Origin of the sequence: Planifilum fimeticola (genome assembly GCF_003001905.1) — a bacterium.
GTDB lineage: Bacteria > Bacillota > Bacilli > Thermoactinomycetales > DSM-44946 > Planifilum > Planifilum fimeticola.
Genome location: NZ_PVNE01000006.1, coordinates 55,325 through 73,817 on the forward strand (window position 1 = coordinate 55,325; position 18,493 = coordinate 73,817).

The following is an 18,493-nucleotide window of genomic DNA, read 5'->3' on the forward strand; positions in this document are numbered from 1 at the left end:
CTGCAGCCTCGGCTTCAGGATCTGTCATTCTTGAAGTGGTGGCTGCATTATAGCATGATTTTATTACTTTTCTCAATACTTATTGATGTGTGTCGTGCGACAAAAGATGTACGCCGTTCCGCCCGGACCGAAAGCGTCATTGTCAGACAAGTCGCGGTGCCGGCTCGCCGGGGTTTTTCAAAGCTGAAAAGCGGTGAAGGGGGGGAAGGGGCCTACTGCGGGGATGAAGCTTATCGGTTTTACGGGCAGGGACTCGCGAGCTTTTTTGATATACAATAAAGGTGTCAACAGTGATCGAGGAGGGTAACCGATGTTCGACTACACCGTGGAGACCGGACTGACGGTGGATGAAGCCGTGCGTTCGGTGGAAGAAGCATTGGCACGACGCAAATTCAGCGTACTGTGGAAGCTGGACATTCCCGTCAAGCTGCTGGAGAAGGGGATTCACCTGGACCAGGAGTATCGCGTCCTCGAAGTGTGCAATCCGGAGATACCCAAAAAGGTGTTGACCCGGAACCAGAAGGGGGGCTATTTCCTTCCCTGCAGGGTGGTCGTGTACAAGGACCGCGAAACGGGGAAAACCCGGATCGGCATGGCGAGACTGACTGTTCTCTTCGGCCTCACCGGCGATGAACAGCTGAAGGGAATCGCCGAAGAGGTGGAGTCCGTCCTCGTCGAAGTGCTGGATGATCTGAAAGGAGCTTGATGGCTGAAAGGAGCGATAGGATGGGCCTGATCGTCAGGCTGCTGCTGAACGGACTGGCCGTCTTCCTGGCCGCCCAGTTGGTTCCCGGAATCGAGGTGAAGGGATTCGGAACGGCCCTGTTGGCCGCGCTGATTCTGGGGATCGTCAATACCGTGATCCGACCGGTGCTGGTCTTCTTCACCCTGCCCATCTCCTTCCTGACGCTGGGATTGTTTATTTTCGTCATCAATGCCCTGCTGTTCTGGCTGGTGGGCGCCTTCGTCTCCGGATTTGAAGTCGACGGTTTTCTCAGCGCCTTCTTCGGAGCGATCATCGTCAGCGTTATCTCCTGGGCGCTGAACGGAATCTGGAAGAGCATGCGGAATTGACCAAATCATAAGGGGTGGGGTCGGTGCTGCAATTTGATCCCCTGTACTATCCGCATCCGTCCCGCCGGATGGCCGTGTACGCCTCCGGAGGGATGGTGGCCACCTCTCAGCCCCTGGCCGCCCAGGCCGGCCTGGAGATGCTGAGAAAGGGGGGGAACGCCGTCGACGCGGCCATCGCCACCGCCGCCAGCCTGACCGTCTTGGAGCCCACCTCCAACGGGATCGGCGGGGATGCCTTCGCCCTCATCTGGTTTCAGGGTCGATTGTACGGATTGAATGCCAGCGGCCCCGCGCCGAAGGGAATTTCGCTCGAGGCCGTAAAAAGGGCGGGTCATGCGGAGATGCCCCGATTCGGCTGGCTTCCGGTCACCGTGCCCGGCGCTCCGGCCGCCTGGGCCGCCTGTTCGGGGCGCTTCGGGCGGCTTCCCCTGACGGAAGTGCTGGCTCCGGCGATCCGTTACGCGGAGGAGGGTTTTCCCCTCACGCCGGTGTTGGGGAAGCACTGGAAACGGGCGGCGGAGGTGTATCGCCGGCTTGACGGAGATTTGTTCGCCCCCTGGTTTGACACCTTCGCCCCTGGGGGAGACGCGCCGGAGATCGGAGAGCGGTGGCGCTCTCCGGACCACGCGAAGACCCTGCAGGCCATCGCCGAAACCCGGGCCGAGGCCTTTTACCGGGGGGAACTGGCCGAGCGAATCGACGCTTTTTCCCGCACACACGGGGGCTATTTGCGTGCGGAGGACCTGGCCGCCTTCTCCCCGGAATGGGTGACCCCGATCCAGGTGAACTACCGGGGGTTTGAGGTGTGGGAGCTTCCTCCCAACGGCCAGGGGCTCATCACCCTGATGGCCCTCAACCTGCTGAAGGGGTTTGATCCAGCCGAATTTGGTGTGGCATCGGTTCACCGGCAGATCGAGGCGATCAAGCTGGCCTTTGCGGACGGGAAGCGGTGGATCGCCGACCCACGCTGCAGGGAGGTGCCGGTGGCGGAGCTGCTTTCCGATGCTTACGCCGAAGAGCGGAGGAAACAGATCGGGGAGCGCGCCTCCGATCCCCTCCCGGGAAGTCCGCCGAGGGGCGGTACCGTCTATCTGGCCGCGGCGGACGGCGAGGGGAACATGGTTTCCTTTATCCAGAGCAACTACATGGGATTCGGCTCCGGTCTGGTCGTCCCGGGAACGGGCATCAGCCTGCACAACCGGGGGTGCAATTTCACCCTGGATCCCGGCCATCCCAATTGCCTGGAGCCGGGCAAACGCCCGTACCACACGATTATCCCCGGCTTTTTGACCCGGGACGGGCGGGCCGTCGGCTCCTTCGGCGTGATGGGCGGCTTTATGCAGCCCCAGGGGCACCTCCAGGTGATCGTCAACACCATCGATCGCCGCCTGAATCCCCAAGCCGCCCTGGACGCCCCGCGCTGGCAATGGGTGAAGGGGAGGGAGGTGCTGGTGGAGCAGCTCTTCCCCAATCACATCGCGGAGGCCCTGGTCCGAAAGGGGCATGATATCCGGGTTCTATCCGATTCCGCCTCCTTCGGCCGCGGTCAGATCATTTGGCGGATCGGGGACGCGCTGGTCGGCGGAACGGAACCCCGCGCCGACGGCGGGGTGGCGGCTTTTTAGGCGGGAGGCGGGCAGTCCCCGGCTCGACCGATTCCCGGCGGAGCGGCGACCGCTGATTGCGGTGACGGGGTGAAGCCGTTTCCCCTTTGTACACGGATCTCTTCTCCCTTCCGAACGGGGTTTTTTCACACCGGTTATTCGCGTCAAGACTTCCATCAAATCGGCTGCAAAAGGCGGGACAGCGATGGATCCGGACTTACAACACTTCATCCGCAAATTGAGCCGTGCCCTCGGCCTCCCCGTCCGGCTCCGGAAGGAGCGGAACGGGCAGGAAGGAAAGGGCGCGCGCTTTCCCCTTCGCAGGGACAACGGGGAAGGGGAGACGGTCTGGTTGGAGGTGGAGGGAAACCTCTCTACCCGGGAGGTTTCCCTCGTCCGGCTTCTGCTCACCGAATGGGAGCGGAAGGAGGAGGAGCCCGCTGGGGACATGACCCCTCTCATCCGCTGGCTGAAGGGAGACCGCCCTTCGGAACCGCCTCCCGACGTCGATGGGCTTCCCTGGGACCGGCGTGTTCCCTTTTACGTGGTTCATCGCGGGGCCATCCGCGGGCAGGGATCGGAGGAGATCCGGCGCATTCTCGCCCGCTATTTTGAAGGGAAAACCTGGATTCTGCCGCTCTATCCGGGGGAAATGCTGCTCCTCGTACCCTGGGCGCTGGTCGATACCGACGGAGGAGAGCCGTGGCAGGAAGTGTTGCTCGGGGCAGCCGAGGGACTGGCTGACGTCGTCACCAGCGAAGCGGGGGAACGGGTCCGGGTGATGGTTCATCCTCCGGTGGAATCCCCCCGTGAACTGCCCGGCGCCCTCGCCTCCCTGCGCGAAGCGGGACGGTTGGGCAGGACCTTTTATCCGGAACAGGCGGTTCACGGGACCTGGCAGCTCCGGCTGGAACGCCTTCTCGATCAGATCGGCCGGGAAGAGGCGGAGGCCTTTTTGAGCGATCTTTCGCCCGTTCCCTTTTGGGAGGAGGTCGAATGGCGGCGGATGCTGGAAGTCTTTTTCCGCCTCGACGGCAATGTGAGCGAGGCCGCCCGCCGTTTGCACCTTCACCGCAACACCCTCGTCTACCGGCTGGATCGGCTCAAGCAGGAAACCGGGCTGGATGCCCGCCGGTTTGAGGATGCGGTGGCGATGCGACTGGCCCTGCTGTTGAGCGCCAAGGGAAGCGGGTAGAGGGGATTTGTGCAGTTTGCCCAAACCGCTCCCGTCTTTTTTTGTGCATTCCCACATGGTTTTTTTCAGCAGATTTCCGCTAGAATGAAACTGAACATGCTGACAAAAGGGGGAGGAGCGCTTGGCAAGGGTTCGGTTGAATCACGTGTACAAGCGGTTCGGAGATGTGACCGCAGTCAAGGATTTTCACCTGGATATCGAGGATAAGGAATTTCTGGTCTTGGTCGGTCCCTCCGGCTGCGGGAAATCCACCACGCTTCGGATGATCGCCGGGCTGGAGGAAATCAGCGAGGGCGAGCTGTACATCGGGGATCGACTGGTGAACGACGTGCCGCCCAAGGATCGGGACATCGCCATGGTGTTCCAGAGCTACGCCCTGTATCCGCACATGAATGTGTACGACAACATGGCCTTCGGGCTCAAATTGCGCAAATTCAAAAAGGACGAAATCGACAAGCGGGTTCGGGAGGCGGCACGAATCCTGGACATTGAACACCTTCTGGACCGCAAGCCGAAGGCCTTGTCCGGCGGACAGCGGCAGCGGGTGGCCCTGGGGCGGGCGATTGTCCGGGAGCCGCAGGTGTTCCTGATGGACGAGCCCTTGTCCAACCTGGATGCCAAGTTGCGCGTCCAGATGCGGACGGAGATCAGCAAGCTGCATCAGCGGTTGGAGACGACGGTCATCTACGTGACGCACGACCAGACGGAAGCGATGACCATGGGGAACCGGATCGTGGTGATGAGGGACGGGGTGATCCAGCAGGCGGCCACGCCGACGGAGATCTACGAGCATCCCGCCAACATGTTCGTCGCCGGCTTCATCGGCTCCCCGGCGATGAACTTCATCGAGGGCTCCCTCTTTGAGGAAGGCGGGGACGTCTACTTCCGGACCAAGGGACTGCAGGTGAAAATTCCCGACGGCAAGGCGAAGACCCTCCGGGACGGCGGATATGTCGGCAAAGAGGTGGTCTTCGGGATCCGGCCGGAGAACATTCACGACGAGCCGGTCTTCCTGGAAGCCTCCCCGGACAGCGCGGTGGAAGTCAAAGTGGAGGTTGCGGAACACATGGGTTCCGAGATGTATCTCTACCTCAGCGGCGTCGGTGAAAAATGGCTGACCGCCCGGGTGAACGCCCGTACTCAGTACGGCCCCGGCGCCCAGGTCAAACTGGCCCTGGATATGAATAAATGCCATGTTTTTGACAAAGAAACGGAAGTAGCGGTGTTGTAAAATGAGGGCGGCCGGCATCGCCGGCGGCCCTTTTCACCTTTATGACCGGGAAGGGGGTGAAGAAGTGGGTAAAGAGGTAACCGTTCAAGAGCTGATGCAGCAATTTGACCTGGAGATTTTGACCGGATGGGAGGGGCTTGGCCGGACCATCTCGACGAGCGATTTGTATCGGCCGGGGCTGGAACTGGCCGGATTCTTCACCTATTATCCCGCCGAGCGGCTCCAATTGCTGGGGAGGACGGAGCTCACCTTTATCGAGGGACTGCCGGAGGCGATCCGCAAGGAACGGGCCCGCCGCCTTTGCGATGATCGCACCCCCTGCTTCTGCATCACCCGGAATCAGCAGGCTCCGAAGGAACTGAGCGACGCGGCGAAGGAAAAGGGGATCCCCGTCCTGCGCACGTCCCTGTCGACGACCAAGTTCGGGAGCAAGGTGACCAACTACCTGGAGAAGCGCTTGGCGCCCAAGACCACCTTGCACGGTGTGCTCGTCGATGTGTACGGCGTCGGGGTGCTCCTGATGGGTGCCAGCGGGATCGGAAAGAGCGAAACCGCCCTGGAGCTGATCAAGCGGGGCCATCGGCTCGTCGCCGACGACGCCGTGGAGATCATCCAGACGGAAGAAGAAACCCTGGTCGGCCACGCGCCGGAGCTGATCCGGCATCTCCTGGAGATCCGGGGGCTGGGCATCATCGATGTGATGACCCTGTTCGGGGCCGGCGCAGTCCGGGACTACAAAAAGATTTCCCTGGCGATCCGCCTGGAGGCCTGGCAGGAAGACCGCCAGTATGACCGCCTCGGCTTGGATGAAGAGCGAATCCGCATCATCGGGACCGAGCTTCCCCAGCTCACGATCCCTGTCCGGCCGGGCCGCAACCTGGCGGTGATCATCGAGGTGGCGGCGATGAACTTTCGGCTGAAAAAGATGGGCCACAACGCCGCCCGACGCTTCGCCCAGAGGCTGAACGCAGCGATCGACGAAGCCGAGGAACTGGACTGATTATCCCGAGGAAGATCGGATGAGGCCAGCAGGAGCGGGTTCCGCAGGCGCCGCACCGGCACCATCGCCCGTGGGGGAGGGTCGATCGCTGCAATCCGTCGTCCGGGTCAGGTCTGTCGGGCCTTTACCTTCCGGACTGCCGGGGTGGGAACCGTCAAAGCCGAAAGCGAAGGAGCGGAATGCTCCCTTTTGCTTTTAGGCCCGGGTCGGATGGAACTGTGATTCATGGCGCGGTGCGGGCAACCTTCAAATGGGATGCGTTCGTTCATGATCTCAATCACTTCGGGGAACTTGTTGTATATCGTTTATTGGTGCCAGAGGGATCGCCGTGCCGTTATCCGCTCCGGAAGTGCCGGGAGGATGCGGAACAACGGCTTTTTTTGTATCGGCAGATTAAATTCTAAATATTACATATATTTCATCCGGTACTTCCGATAGCCCGTCCATCGTCGCGCCGGAGGACTTGATTCGGCCAAGACGGGAAGGATCCCCTTTTCTTCCTGTAAACACGAGGGAATGGGTCTTTTTAGGGCTCTTCGGGACGCCTGCATTCTTTTTTGATATGATCTAGGTTACAATGGGAAAAGAACACGGGACACGAAACCTATCTTTGAAGGGAGCGCCATCGGATGTTGTTTGCACAGGTGATCGATCCGGTTGCCCTATCCCTGGGACCGATAAAGATTCATTGGTACGGTATCATTCTCGGAACAGCGGCGCTGGTCGGGCTGTGGCTGGCCGTTCGGGAAGGAAAAAGGCACGGGCTGGACAGCGATCTGTTCCTCGACATGGTGGTCTGGGTGATCCCCGCGGCGATTCTCGGGGCGCGGCTTTATTACGTCCTCTTCGAGTGGGATTACTACGCCCAGAACCCGGGGGACATCATCGCCGTTTGGAAGGGCGGTCTGGCCATCCACGGCGGGTTGATCGGCGCATTTCTCGCGGGTTATTTCTTTCTCCGGAAACGGGGGATGCCCTTTCTCCTCACGGCGGACATCGTGGTGCCCAGCATCATTTTGGGGCAGGCGATCGGGCGCTGGGGCAATTTCGTCAACCAGGAGGCCCACGGGGGGCCGGTCAGCCTGGATTTCCTGAAGAGCCTGCACTTGCCGGATTGGATCATTGAGCAAATGTACATAGACGGCGTATATTATCATCCCACCTTTCTGTACGAATCGGTTTGGAATCTGACGGGGTTCCTGCTTCTTCTGCTCCTGCGGCGTGTCAACCCGAAGCGGGGGGAGCTCCTGTTCAGCTATCTCATCTGGTATTCCCTGGGGCGCTTTTTCATCGAAGGGCTGCGCACGGACAGCCTCGCCTTCAATGGCCCGGAGTGGCTGGCGGGACTGCTGGAGGCCCTTTGGGCGCCGATGAACCTCCTCTTTGAACCGGGGGCGCTGTCCGGCGGAAACGTTCGGATCGCGCAGCTGGTCAGCCTCTGTCTGGCCTTGGCGGGAATTCTCCTGATCCTGTTGCGCAGGGGCCTGGGATATGCCCGCCAGTCTTACCTGGAGTCCGAAGGAAGGGTTTCGGGATGAGGAAGATCGATTGGCGTCGCGGTTGGCGATCCGGTCTGGAGACAACCTGGGAACTGACCAAGGTGATCCTGCCCGTCACCCTGGTGGTCAGCGTGCTGAAGTACACTCCCGTGATCGAATGGCTGGTGGAGGGGCTCACCCCCCTGATGGGTTGGTTCGGACTGCCGGGGGAAGCGGCGGTTCCCCTCGCCCTGGGCAATCTGCTCAATCTGTACGCCGCCATCGGGGCGATTCTGACGATGGATCTGACGGTGAAACAGGTCCTGATCCTGGCGGTGATGCTCAGCTTCTCCCACAACCTGCTCGTGGAAACCGCCCTCTGCCGCCGGGTGGGGCTCAACCCCTTTCTGGTAGCCTCGGTCCGCATCGGCTTGGCGTTGATCTCGGCGCTGTTGATTCATATCCTGTGGAGCGGCGGCGGCGAACGGGCGTCCTTCGGATGGGTGGGCGCCGCTGAGGATGTGCCGGAGGGCTGGGGGGAAATCATTCTGCTCGCCCTCAAGACGGCCCTGACGGGCGCGCTTCAGCTGGCGTTGGTGGTGATTCCCCTGATGATCGGCATCCAGGTGCTCAAGGACATTCAGGTGTTGGACCGCTTCGCCGGGTGGATGAAGCCCCTGATGCGACCCTTGGGCTTGGATCCTCGGGGGGCCGTCACCATGGCCGGCGGCCTCCTGTTCGGCCTGGCGATGGGGGCGGGCGTCATCATCCAGCAGGCCCGGGAGCAGCAGTTTTCCCGTCGGGAGATGACGCTGATCATTCTCTTTCTGGCCGCCTGCCACGCGGTGGTGGAGGATACCCTCCTGTTCGTCCCCCTCGGAGTCAACATCTTCGCCCTCCTGCTGATCCGGCTGGGGGCGGCGATTTTCCTCACCGTCACGGTGGCCTGGCTGTGGCCGAAGGACCGCGGGGCTTCCGTTTCCGTCCGGGGGGATCACGCATGAGATACGAAACCGTCCTTTTCGACCTGGACGGGACGCTGATCGACACCAACGACCTGATCCTGGCCTCCTACGAGCACACCCTGAGCAGGCACTGCCCGGGGAAATACAGCCGGGAAGAGATCCTCTCCTGCCTGGGGGAGCCTTTGCATGACACGATGCGGAGGTTGGATCCCGAGCAGTGGGAGGCGATGGTGCAAACCTACCGCGAGCACAACCTGGCCTGTCACGACGATTGGGTCAAGCTGTTTCCGGGGGTACCCGAGGTGCTGGAGAAATTGCACCGGGCGGGGGTTGCCCTGGGGGTGGTTTCCAACAAGCAGCGGATCACCGTCGAGAAGGGACTTTCCCTGTTCGGGCTGGACAAATGGATGAAAACGGTCGTCTGCTACGGGGAGGCCGGGCGGCCCAAGCCCCACCCGGACCCGATCCTCCGGGCGATGGAAGCGGTCGGGGCCGACCCCGCCCGGACTTTGATGGTGGGGGACAGCCGCTTCGATCTGTTGGCGGCACGGCGGGCCGGCGTGGATGCGGCGGCGGTGGCCTGGAGCTGGCACGGCAAGGAGGAGCTCCTGGCCCTCTCCCCCGATCACGTGCTGGAGGAGATGGAGGATCTGTTAAACATCGTGGAAATTGATGCGGAGTCCGGAGGCGGATGAACATGCGGCGAACGGAACGTTTTCCCGTGGAGGGAAGCAATTCCCTCTGGCAGGTGTACCGGACCGTTTCCTTTTGGAAGGTGCTTAGGAACGCCCTCGTGATTCACATCGCCCGCTACACTCCCTTTCTCGGCTTGAAAAACTGGATGTACCGCACCTTCTTGGGGATGGAGGTCGGGGAGAAGACCGCCTTCGGAATGATGGCCATGATCGACGTGATGTTTCCCGAGCGGATCCGCGTCGGCCGCGATTGCATCATCGGCTACAACACCACCCTGTTGGCCCACGAGTATCTGATCGACGAGTACCGGCTGGGGGACGTGGTGATCGGCGACCAGGTGATGATCGGGGCCAACACCACGGTCCTCCCCGGGGTGGTCATCGGCGACCGGGCGGTGGTCGGGGCCGGATCCGTCGTCAACCGAGACGTCCCCCCCGGCGCCTTTGTGGCCGGCAATCCGATCCGGGTGATTCGGCAAGGGGAGGAGAAACGGGAAAGAGGCGGCGGTGAAAGGGAACGAAACACCTAGGACCGGTCGGTTGAACGTCGGGGGCTTCGGCCCCCTTTCCGTCACGGGTGCTTGGCAGGAGGCCCGTCAGACGGCCCGCCTGCACGGAAGCGAAGCGGAAGCTCGTTTTTTTCTTCCTGCCCTTCGGCACTCCACCCCAAGGCGATTTGCGGAGGGGCTCCCTATGATGGATAGTACCTCCTTTCCCGGATTTTCCGACCGGGTTCTCTTGCGAAGCGATGGACTGCGCGGAATCAGGCGGTAAATGCGGTAATCGGCTCTGCTCTCTTCCTTTCGGGCGTACTGGTGTGGGTCGGGGGATATGTGGTTGAAGCCCTGTACAACCTGGCCGACGCCGTGAGCGCCCATCGCGCGCCTGCGGCACCCAGGTGGAATGACATCCCTCCCTTTTTCCTTTTTTTCAGCCTGTTGTTGGCGGCAGGGGGGATCGAGTTCTGGAAAGCGGGGATTCAGGGGGGAGAGCGCTGAGCGGACCGGAAGTTTGCCTCCTCCGCCGGCCGGCGGAGGATGGGGACTGCGGGAAGGGTTTCCGCGCCGGGGGATGACGGGGTCGTCAGAGCAATTCGTCCCCCAGGGGGAGCGAGAGCTGTTCATACATCACTTCCGACCGCTTTGCGAAATTGGAAAAACCCACCCCGACCAGGCGGATGCCGGGGGAGTAGTCGAAGGCATCCAGCAATTCCTCCAGGATTTTCGGCCAGTCGGGGAAAGGTTCGCGGACCGTTCGCTGTTTGGAGTGGACGGTGAAGTCCGCATATTTGATTTTCAGCGTCAGGGTTTGGGGGAACTCCTCATCGGACAGCTTTTGCTGCACTTTCTCAAGCAGACTCCTGGCGACTCGGGCCACCGATTCCCGGTCGTACAGATTTTCGGCCAGAGTGGTTTCGCGGGAGTGGGATTTGCGGGGACGGTTGGTGACGATTTCCCGATCGTCTTTTCCCCGGGCCCGGTAGTACAGATCGTAGCCGAACTTGCCGAACATCTGGACCACTTCTTCCAAGGGCAATCGCCAAAAGTCGCGGACGGTGCGGATGCCCATTTTTTTCAGGCGTTCCTGGGATTTTTTTCCGATCCCGTGCAGCGCCCCGATCGGCAGATCCTTCAAAATGTGCAAAGCCTGTTCCGGCCGGATGATCACGAAGGCATTCGGCTTTTTCAAATCGCTGGCGATCTTGGCCATCGATTTGTTGTAAGAGAGGCCGATGCTGCAGGTCAGTCCCGTCTCAGCCCGGACCCTTTCTTTCAGTTCCCGGGCGATCGGCACGGCATCGGGATAGTGGGAGACGTCTAGGTAGGCTTCGTCCAGGCCCACGGTTTCGACGAGATCGCTGTACCGGGTGTAGATGCGGCGAACCTCTCGGGATTTTTCCCGGTACCGTTCATGCCTCACCGGCAAAAAAACCCCGTGCGGGCACAACTTGCGGGCCATCGCCATGGGCATGGCCGATCGCACGCCAAAGGCGCGGGCTTCGTAACTGCAGGTGGACACCACGCCGCGCTTTCCCGTGCCGCCGACGATGACCGGTTTGCCCCGCAACTTTGGATTGTCCAGCTGTTCCACACTGGCGAAAAAGGCGTCGAGATCCAGATGGATGATCTTCTTCACCGCGTTTCACCTTCACCCAATTCTTCCTTCCCACCCTGATTATGGGGTGAAAAGGGGGGAGATGCAACCGGGCTTTGTCGGCGGGCGATGGAAAATCAAAAGGCCGCCGCCATCGGCGGCGACCCGTCGAAAGAAGGCGGTTCGGCCATCGGGTGCCTTTAGCGATACGCCCGCTCGTATTGCCGGGCTCCGTCAAAGGAAAGGCCGCGCCGGCGGGCGGCGTCGATCACCCAGTAGGGATTGCGGAGGAGTTCCCTTCCCAGGAAGACGAGATCGGCGCGCCCGTTTCCGAGGATTTCTTCCGCCTGCTCCGGGGTGGTGATCATGCCGACGCAGCCGGTGGGGATGCCCGCCTCTTTCCGGATGGTTTCCGAATAGTGCACTTGATAGCCGGGGTACACCCGGGCCGGGGGCTTCGGCACCATGCCGCCGGAGGAGACGTCGATCAGGTCGACGCCCTCTTCCTTCAACAGACGAGCGATTTCCACGCTGTCTTCCAGGGTGAGCCCCCTCTCGTCGTGATCGACGGCGGAGATGCGCACGTACAGGGGACGATCCGCCGTCCAAACCTCCCGGACGGCCCGCACCACCTCCCTCAGCATCCGGAAGCGGTCGGCGAGGGAGCCGCCGTATTCGTCCTCCCTCCGGTTGGCGATGGGGGAGAGAAACTCGTGGAGCAGATATCCGTGGGCCGCGTGAATTTCCACCACGTCGAAGCCGGCCGCATCCGCCCGGCGCGCCCCTTCCCGGAAAGCCCGGATCACTTCCTCGATCTGGGCTTTGGTCATTTCCTGGGGCATCTTGCTCCGTTCGTCGAAGGGGACGGCGCTGGGGGCGATGATCGGCTCGTCCAGCTCCGCCTTTCGCCCGGCGTGGGCCAGCTGGATCCCGATCTTCACCCCTTGGTCGTGGGCGAAATCGACGATTTTTTTCAGGCCGTCCACATGATGATCGCTCCAGATGCCCAGGTCGCGGTCGCTGATCCGCCCGCGGCTTTCCACGGCGGTGGCCTCCAGCATGATCATTCCGACCCTGCCGACGGCCCTCGTCCCGTAGTGGACGATGTGCCAGTCGGTCACCTCTCCTTCACGGGTCGCCGAATACATGCACATCGGCGACATGACGATCCGGTTCGAAAGGGTCACGTTTTTGTGCGTGTAGGGTTCGAAGATGAGGGACATGGTTCAACCTCCGTTTGCGGTAACGTGTTGACGGCGCGTGTATCCTGCTGTCTGGATTTCTTCCTCTGTAAAAGCATTGTACTCCAATCGGATCGCTCTATCAATCGCATGGTCCGCCTTCCGCCCGGAACCCTGTTGACACGGAAAAGGGCGATTTTTTATAATCAACATCGTTAATGATATTTTTAACCTTGTTAACGTTAATAATCTGAAAGGGTGAAGGCTTATCTTCCGCGATTTGGAGGATATCAAGAACCGGCTCGGAGAAGAGATCGCCCGCTCCTTCAAGTGGAGCGGGAACAGTCCGCTGAACGGGCACCTGTTTTCTCTGCTCTTGTTCTCCGAGAAGCCGCTCGGTTTGCAGGAAATGGCCGACCGGCTGGGAGTGACCAAGGCGGCGGTCAGCATCCGCATCCGCGCCCTGGAGAGGATGGGGCTGTGCGTAAAGGTTTCCCGCCTTGGCGATCGGCGGGACTATTACCAGCTGGCGGAGGATGCCGGCTTGGTATCCATCCGGATCAGCCTTGCGGCGATGCGCCATATTTCTTCGTTTCTGGAAAGCATCCTCGCGGATTTTCCGACCTCTTATCCCGAGGAACAGAGGGAAAGCTTTGAAACGGCCAGGCGGAGGTTGATGGAGATGAAGGCGCTGCATGATCTCTGCCTGGAGCGGCTGGACGGACTTGATGAAGAGTGGGAGAAAAGGAAAAAATCCCTTTGGAGAGGATAGTGTTTCCTGAAGGGTGTGATGAAGATCCCCGCGGGATCGCCGTAACGTGGAGGTTTGCCCAGCGAAGGGAACTTCCACGGAGAATTCCGGTCGGATGCGGCATTTGACGCCCTGACGCAGGTCCTCGATTGGTTGCCGGATTTCTTACGCCTCATTTCCTTTCCGGCGGGAGAAACAGTCGGCTCCCCGTCGGTTTGTCGGAGTCCCGGCCCGGGTGAATGGGATGCGTCAGACGAAGCTTCAGGGATGCGGCAAAAGCCCGAGACGAAACCGCGCCGAAGCACATGCCGACACCTTTCATGGATATGGTCGACACCGGGTATACGATTTTTGCGACAAGGAGGAATTCCGTTTTGAGCTGGTTGACCCGCTTTTCCCTGAAAAATGTGGCCGCCGTACTCATCTTGGTTCTTCTCGTCACCTTCGGCGGGGTGTATTCGGCGGGACAGATGAAGATGGAAGCGATGCCGGACATCTCTTTTCCGGTGATCGTCGCGATCACCCCCTATCCCGGAGCGTCGCCGGAGGACGTGGACGAAAAGGTGACCCAGCCCATCGAGCAGGCGCTCATGGGAACGAAGGGGGCGAAAAAGGTACAGTCCATTTCGGCGGACAGCACCTCGGTCGTGGTGGTGGAATTTGATTTCGATGCCGATTTGGACAAGACCCAGCAAGAGATGGAAGAGGCGGTGAACCGGCTCCAGCTTCCCGACGAAGCGATGGAAACCACCTTCAACCGCTTCGGCTTCGACACCTTCCCCATGATGATCGTCAGCCTGTACAGCGAGGACAAGGACCCGGAGGAACTGGAGAAATGGGTGAAGGAGGAAGTGGAGCCGGCCTTGAAGTCGGTCGCCGGCGTCGGCCGGGTCGATGTCAAGGGGCAGGGTCCCAAGGCGGTGGTGGTTCGGCTCAAGCCGGACAAACTGAAAAAATACAATTTGACTTCCCAACAGGTGCAGCAGGCGCTGCAGGGGAACAACGTTTCCATTCCGGTGGGAGATTTGCGCGTGGACCGGCTGGATATGCCGGTGCGCGTCGACCAGAAGATCACCTCCGTCGAGGATCTCCGGAATATGCGCCTGACGGTATACCCCGATGCCCAGGCGGGGATGAAGGACGCCTTTGAGCAGATCGGCCAGGGGATGGAAGGCTTGGGTCAAGCCGTCGGCGGCTTGGGTCAGGCCGTGGGCGGACTGGGTGAAGCCGTGGGTCAGATCGGCCAGGGATTGGGTCAAGTGGGCCAGGGCGTGGGACTGGTGCAGGCCCAGGTGCAGCTGTTGCAGTCGGCGCAGCAGTTGCAGGCCCAACTCCTCGGGGATCGCATCGCTCTGAACGAGGCGGAACGGAGGCTTCGGGAAAATCCCGGGGACGGAGAAGCGGCCCGCGAAGTGGCGATGCTGAAGGCCAAGATCCAAGCGGAGGAAAAAGGGCTCAAGGAAATCGACAACCGGATGAAGCAGATTCAAAAGCAGATGCCCCAGCCGAAGGGAACGGGCGGGAAAAACGCCCAGATCCCCTCCGGCCTTCAGCCGCCCAAGGCATCCGGCCAGAAGATGAAGAAACCGTCCGCCGGTGAACAAAAAATCCGGACGATCAAACTGTCCGATATCGCCGAGATCAAGGAAACCTCGGAAGGAAACACGCTGATCACCCGGACCAACGGCAAACCCTCGGTCAACATCGAGGTGATCCAGGCGCCGGACGGGAACGTGGTCGAGGCGGTCGAAGAAGTCAACGCCAAGCTGGACGAGCTGAAGAGAAAGCATCCGGAGATCGAGACCACCCTTCTGCACGATCAGTCCCGGGCCGTGAAGGATTCCATCATGACGATGGTGCGGGAGGGATTGCTGGGCGCCCTGTTCGCTTCCCTGGTGATTCTGGTGTTCCTGCGCAACCTGCGCACCACCCTGATCGCCATCGTGTCCATTCCGCTCTCGGTGCTGACCACGCTCACCCTGCTGAACCAGGCGGACATCACCCTCAACATCATGACCCTGGGCGGGCTTGCCGTGGCCATCGGCCGGGTGGTGGACGACAGCATCGTCGTGATCGAGAACATTTACCGCCATTTCTCCAAGACCCGGGAGCGCGGGATCGCCCTGATCCAGTTCGCCACCAAGGAAGTGGGTTCGGCGATCGCTTCCTCGACGATGACGACGGTGGCCGTGTTCGTGCCCCTGGGGATGGTGAGCGGGATTGTCGGAAAAGTTTTCGTCCCCTTTGCCGTCACCGTCGTGATCGCCCTGCTCAGCTCGCTGGTGGTGGCGGTGACGGTGGTGCCGCTGCTCGCCAAACTGACTCTCCTGAACGGGAGAAAGCTGAAGACGGAACACCGGGAGAGCCGCATGGCCCGGATCTACCGGCAGGCCTTGTCCTGGGCGCTGGATCACCGGAAGACGGTCCTTCTGCTCTCTACGGTGATGCTTTTGGCCAGCCTGCTCCTCATCCCGGTGGTGGGAACCAGCTTTTTGCCGGCGGATAAGGACAAGGCGATCCAGATTGAGGTCAAGATGCCCTCCGGTACGGCCCTGGAGGTGACCAACGACAAGGCGAAGGAGATCGAAGACCAGTTGAAGGCCTACCCCGAGGTCCGCGTCGTCTCCACCACCGTGGGGAACCTGCGCGGACAGCTGGCGGGGGACGGTTCGATCGGCAGCACAAACCGCGTCAACACGTTTGTCAGTCTGGACCCCGATACGAAGATGGACGTCTTCCTGAAGCGGGTCCGCGACGACATGGAGCGGATCAAGGGAGACGCGGAATTGAACGTTCATGAAGTGAACAGCATGATTCCCACCAGCGGCGAGATTGTCGCCGTGGTCAAGGGGGATCGGTTGAAGGACATCCGGAAGGTGGCCGAGGAGCTCACGGACCGGATGGAGAAGGTGAACGGTCTGGTCAACGTGACCAACAACCTGAGCGAGCAGAAGGAACTGGTGAACATCGAGGTTGACCAGAAGAAGGCGGCCAAGGAGGGATTGTCCGCCGCCCAGGTGGCCATGTCGGTTCGGGGACTGCTCGAGGCGGACGCCGTGACGGAGCTGGAGAACGGTTCCCAGGTGCAGGAGATCAAGCTGGGACTGGAGCGGAAGGGCATCGATTCCCTGAAGGAGCTGAAGGATGTCCAAATCATGGGCCCCACCGGCAACTTGGTCCGGCTCGGCGACGTGGCCAAGGTGGAAAAGGTGAAGGGGCCGGTGACGATCCAGAAGGAGAACGGCCAACCCTACGCCACCGTTACCGGGGACATCACCACCTCCGACTCCGGTGCCATCTCCCGGGAAGTGCGGCAGATCATCGGCGAGATGGACCTGCCCTCCGGCATCTCGGTGAATCTCAGCGGAGAGACCGAGGAGATGGATAAGAGCTTCGCCCAGCTGGGCGTGGCCATGGTCGTCGCCGTTCTGGCGGTTTATCTGGTGATGATCATCGCCTTCGGCGAAGCCACCGCTCCCTTCACCATCATGTTCTCCCTGCCCTTTGCCGTGATCGGGGGATTGGTGGGCCTGTGGATTTCCGGTCAGCCCATCAGTGTTTCCGCCCTGATCGGGGCGCTGATGTTGATCGGAATCGTGGTCACCAATGCCATCGTGTTGATCGACCGGGTGCAGCAACAGCGGGCGCGGGGGCTGGACGTTCGCTCCGCGCTGCTGGAAGCGGGAGGAACCCGCCTGCGTCCGATCCTGATGACCGCCTTTGCCACCATCTTCGCCCTGCTTCCCCTGGGGCTGGGTTACGGTGAAGGCAGCCTGATCTCCCAGGGATTGGCGGTGGTGGTGATCGGCGGACTGACCTCCTCCACCTTCCTCACCCTGTTCATCGTTCCGATCATGTACAGCATCCTGGCGGGGTTGAAGGAGCGGATGATCGGTAAGCGCACCGGATCTTCGGCATGATGATACACAACGGCCGTTGACTTCGCGTCAACGGCCGTTCCCTGTGTGGAGGATGTATTTGGGGGACCGATTTTCCCGGCGTGTGAAAACGGTGCCGGTCATTCAAGCGTCCCTTCCCACCGCCTGCTGGATGTGATGGAGTCCGTCCCGCTTCAGGAGCTGGAGCAGTTCCCGGTTGATTTGCCGGGCGATGGATGGCCCGCGGTAGATCATTCCGGTATACACCTGGACGAGGCTGGCTCCTGCGCGGATTTTTTCGTAGGCGTCCTCCCCGGTGAAGATGCCTCCCGTTCCGATGATGGGGACGCGTCCGCCGGTGTGCCGAAAGATACGGCGAATCACTTCCGTGGAGCGCTTCGCCAGGGGACGGCCGCTGAGTCCCCCCGCTTCTTCGCGAAAGGGGGATGCGGAGATCCCGTCCCGGGACAGGGTGGTGTTGGTGGCGATGAAACCGTCCACCCCGGCCTCCAACGCGACATCCACCGCCTTATCCAAATCCTCATCGGTCAGGTCCGGCGAGATCTTGAGGAGGAGGGGGCGGATTTCCCCGGTTTCCTCCCTCAGCACTTCCCGCTCGCCCAGGATGTCCTCCAGAAGCGGCTTCAGCGCCTCCGGCCGATGCAGATCCCGGAGTCCCTCCGTGTTCGGCGAGCTGATGTTGATGACGAAATAGTCGCCGTGGCGGTACAGGGCGCGGAGGCAGCATCGGTAGTCCTGAAAAGCTTGTTCGTTGGGAGTGTTTCGGTTTTTTCCGATGTTGACGCCGATGGGCAGGCGGGGCCGGGGCAGGCGGGTGAAGTGCTCCATCGCCTGGCGGGCTCCGCGGTTGTTGAAGCCCATCCGGTTGATGATCGCTTCTTCCTGCGTCAGCCGGAACAGGCGGGGCTTGCGGTTGCCCGGCTGCGGCAGCGGGGTGATCGTTCCCACCTCGATGTGCCCGAAGCCGAAGGCGGAAAGGGCCGGATAAACCGTGGCGTTTTTGTCAAACCCGGCGGCCAGTCCCACCGGATTGGGAAAGGACAAGCCCCAGAGACAAACTTCCAGGGCGGGATTTTCCACCGCGTAGAACTTGCGGGATAAGGACAGGAACACGGGAAACGTTTGCAGGGACTCCAGCCCCCGGACGGCCCATTCATGCACCCGCTCGGGATCATATCGAAACAGGAAACGTCGCCACAAGGAATACAAGATGTCTCTTCCCTTCTGTCCATTCGTTCTATTTATGATGAGATTCCTCTCGTCTTATTCCGGTGCGATTCAGGATCATTGACAACCTCTTAACATAATAACATGTTTCCCTTCTCC

Annotated in this window: 17 protein-coding genes; 14 read left to right on the forward strand and 3 right to left on the reverse strand. The window is 61.0% G+C overall.

Going from position 1 to position 18,493, the window contains the following annotated elements; translation table 11 throughout:
• Positions 1-30: 30 nt before the first annotated feature.
• The 12 genes from CLV97_RS17835 to CLV97_RS18055 all read left to right on the forward strand — a co-directional run bounded on the left by CLV97_RS17835 (position 31) and on the right by CLV97_RS18055 (position 10,240).
• Positions 31-279, forward strand: coding sequence for a hypothetical protein (locus CLV97_RS17835; RefSeq protein WP_146130412.1), 249 nt, complete (start codon positions 31-33; stop codon positions 277-279).
• A 31-nt stretch (positions 280-310) separates the two neighbouring features.
• Entirely contained in the window at positions 311-706 is a 396-nt protein-coding gene (locus CLV97_RS05395; protein ID WP_106344504.1) for a DUF302 domain-containing protein, read from the forward strand.
• A 20-nt stretch (positions 707-726) separates the two neighbouring features.
• Complete coding sequence (locus CLV97_RS05400; RefSeq protein WP_106344505.1) at positions 727-1,074, forward strand: phage holin family protein; 348 nt, start codon at positions 727-729, stop codon at positions 1,072-1,074.
• A 68-nt stretch (positions 1,075-1,142) separates the two neighbouring features.
• Positions 1,143-2,699: a gamma-glutamyltransferase family protein gene (locus CLV97_RS05405; RefSeq protein ID WP_106344588.1), complete on the forward strand. Its 1,557-nt coding sequence runs from the start codon at positions 1,143-1,145 to the stop codon at positions 2,697-2,699.
• A gap of 184 nt (positions 2,700-2,883) precedes the next feature.
• A complete protein-coding gene (locus CLV97_RS05410; protein ID WP_106344506.1) occupies positions 2,884-3,873 on the forward strand; it encodes a PucR family transcriptional regulator in 990 nt (329 codons plus the stop codon).
• A 121-nt stretch (positions 3,874-3,994) separates the two neighbouring features.
• Positions 3,995-5,104 (forward strand): ABC transporter ATP-binding protein, encoded by a 1,110-nt coding sequence (locus tag CLV97_RS05415; RefSeq protein WP_106344507.1) that lies wholly within the window; start codon positions 3,995-3,997, stop codon positions 5,102-5,104.
• Between the two features lie 64 nt (positions 5,105-5,168).
• The gene (gene hprK / locus CLV97_RS05420; protein WP_281257585.1) at positions 5,169-6,104 is read left to right on the forward strand and encodes an HPr(Ser) kinase/phosphatase; all 936 of its coding nucleotides are present in this window, start codon (positions 5,169-5,171) and stop codon (positions 6,102-6,104) included.
• 629 nt (positions 6,105-6,733) lie between these two features.
• Positions 6,734-7,642 (forward strand): prolipoprotein diacylglyceryl transferase, encoded by a 909-nt coding sequence (gene lgt, locus CLV97_RS05430; RefSeq protein WP_146130413.1) that lies wholly within the window; start codon positions 6,734-6,736, stop codon positions 7,640-7,642.
• The gene (locus tag CLV97_RS05435) at positions 7,639-8,586 is read left to right on the forward strand and encodes a nucleoside recognition domain-containing protein (protein WP_106344510.1); all 948 of its coding nucleotides are present in this window, start codon (positions 7,639-7,641) and stop codon (positions 8,584-8,586) included. Before lgt ends, CLV97_RS05435 begins: the two co-directional genes overlap by 4 nt.
• Complete coding sequence (gene ppaX, locus CLV97_RS05440; RefSeq protein WP_106344511.1) at positions 8,583-9,242, forward strand: pyrophosphatase PpaX; 660 nt, start codon at positions 8,583-8,585, stop codon at positions 9,240-9,242. Before CLV97_RS05435 ends, ppaX begins: the two co-directional genes overlap by 4 nt.
• Positions 9,243-9,244: 2 nt before the next feature.
• The gene (locus CLV97_RS05445; RefSeq protein WP_106344512.1) at positions 9,245-9,772 is read left to right on the forward strand and encodes an acyltransferase; all 528 of its coding nucleotides are present in this window, start codon (positions 9,245-9,247) and stop codon (positions 9,770-9,772) included.
• 303 nt (positions 9,773-10,075) lie between these two features.
• Entirely contained in the window at positions 10,076-10,240 is a 165-nt protein-coding gene (locus tag CLV97_RS18055) for a hypothetical protein (RefSeq protein ID WP_170070368.1), read from the forward strand.
• Between the two features lie 85 nt (positions 10,241-10,325).
• On the opposite strand, the gene CLV97_RS05455 is transcribed toward CLV97_RS18055, so the two are convergent.
• Together CLV97_RS05455 and namA are read right to left on the reverse strand one after the other, a co-directional pair.
• A complete protein-coding gene (locus tag CLV97_RS05455; protein ID WP_106344514.1) occupies positions 10,326-11,378 on the reverse strand; it encodes a DNA polymerase IV in 1,053 nt (350 codons plus the stop codon).
• Positions 11,379-11,536: 158 nt separating this feature from the next.
• Entirely contained in the window at positions 11,537-12,559 is a 1,023-nt protein-coding gene (gene namA / locus CLV97_RS05460) for an NADPH dehydrogenase NamA (RefSeq protein WP_106344515.1), read from the reverse strand.
• Positions 12,560-12,797: 238 nt separating this feature from the next.
• Here namA and CLV97_RS05465 point away from each other — a divergent pair, with 238 nt between their 5' ends.
• On the forward strand, positions 12,798-13,289 hold the full coding sequence (locus CLV97_RS05465; RefSeq protein WP_106344516.1) for a GbsR/MarR family transcriptional regulator: 492 nt from the start codon (positions 12,798-12,800) through the stop codon (positions 13,287-13,289).
• Between the two features lie 353 nt (positions 13,290-13,642).
• Complete coding sequence (locus tag CLV97_RS05470) at positions 13,643-17,188, forward strand: efflux RND transporter permease subunit (RefSeq protein WP_170070369.1); 3,546 nt, start codon at positions 13,643-13,645, stop codon at positions 17,186-17,188.
• A 102-nt stretch (positions 17,189-17,290) separates the two neighbouring features.
• Here CLV97_RS05470 and CLV97_RS05475 read toward each other — a convergent pair whose 3' ends face one another.
• Entirely contained in the window at positions 17,291-18,376 is a 1,086-nt protein-coding gene (locus CLV97_RS05475) for a quinone-dependent dihydroorotate dehydrogenase (protein ID WP_106344518.1), read from the reverse strand.
• Positions 18,377-18,493: the final 117 nt, after the last annotated feature.

Coding starts and splice junctions, on each gene's coding strand:
- CLV97_RS05395 (WP_106344504.1), top strand. CDS start 311: ATGTTCGACTACACCGTGGAGACCGGACTGACGGTGGATGAAGCCGTG.
- CLV97_RS05400 (WP_106344505.1), top strand. CDS start 727: ATGGGCCTGATCGTCAGGCTGCTGCTGAACGGACTGGCCGTCTTCCTG.
- CLV97_RS05405 (WP_106344588.1), top strand. CDS start 1,143: ATGGCCGTGTACGCCTCCGGAGGGATGGTGGCCACCTCTCAGCCCCTG.
- CLV97_RS05410 (WP_106344506.1), top strand. CDS start 2,884: ATGGATCCGGACTTACAACACTTCATCCGCAAATTGAGCCGTGCCCTC.
- lgt (WP_146130413.1), top strand. CDS start 6,734: ATGTTGTTTGCACAGGTGATCGATCCGGTTGCCCTATCCCTGGGACCG.
- CLV97_RS05435 (WP_106344510.1), top strand. CDS start 7,639: ATGAGGAAGATCGATTGGCGTCGCGGTTGGCGATCCGGTCTGGAGACA.
- ppaX (WP_106344511.1), top strand. CDS start 8,583: ATGAGATACGAAACCGTCCTTTTCGACCTGGACGGGACGCTGATCGAC.
- CLV97_RS05445 (WP_106344512.1), top strand. CDS start 9,245: ATGCGGCGAACGGAACGTTTTCCCGTGGAGGGAAGCAATTCCCTCTGG.
- namA (WP_106344515.1), bottom strand. CDS start 12,559: ATGTCCCTCATCTTCGAACCCTACACGCACAAAAACGTGACCCTTTCG.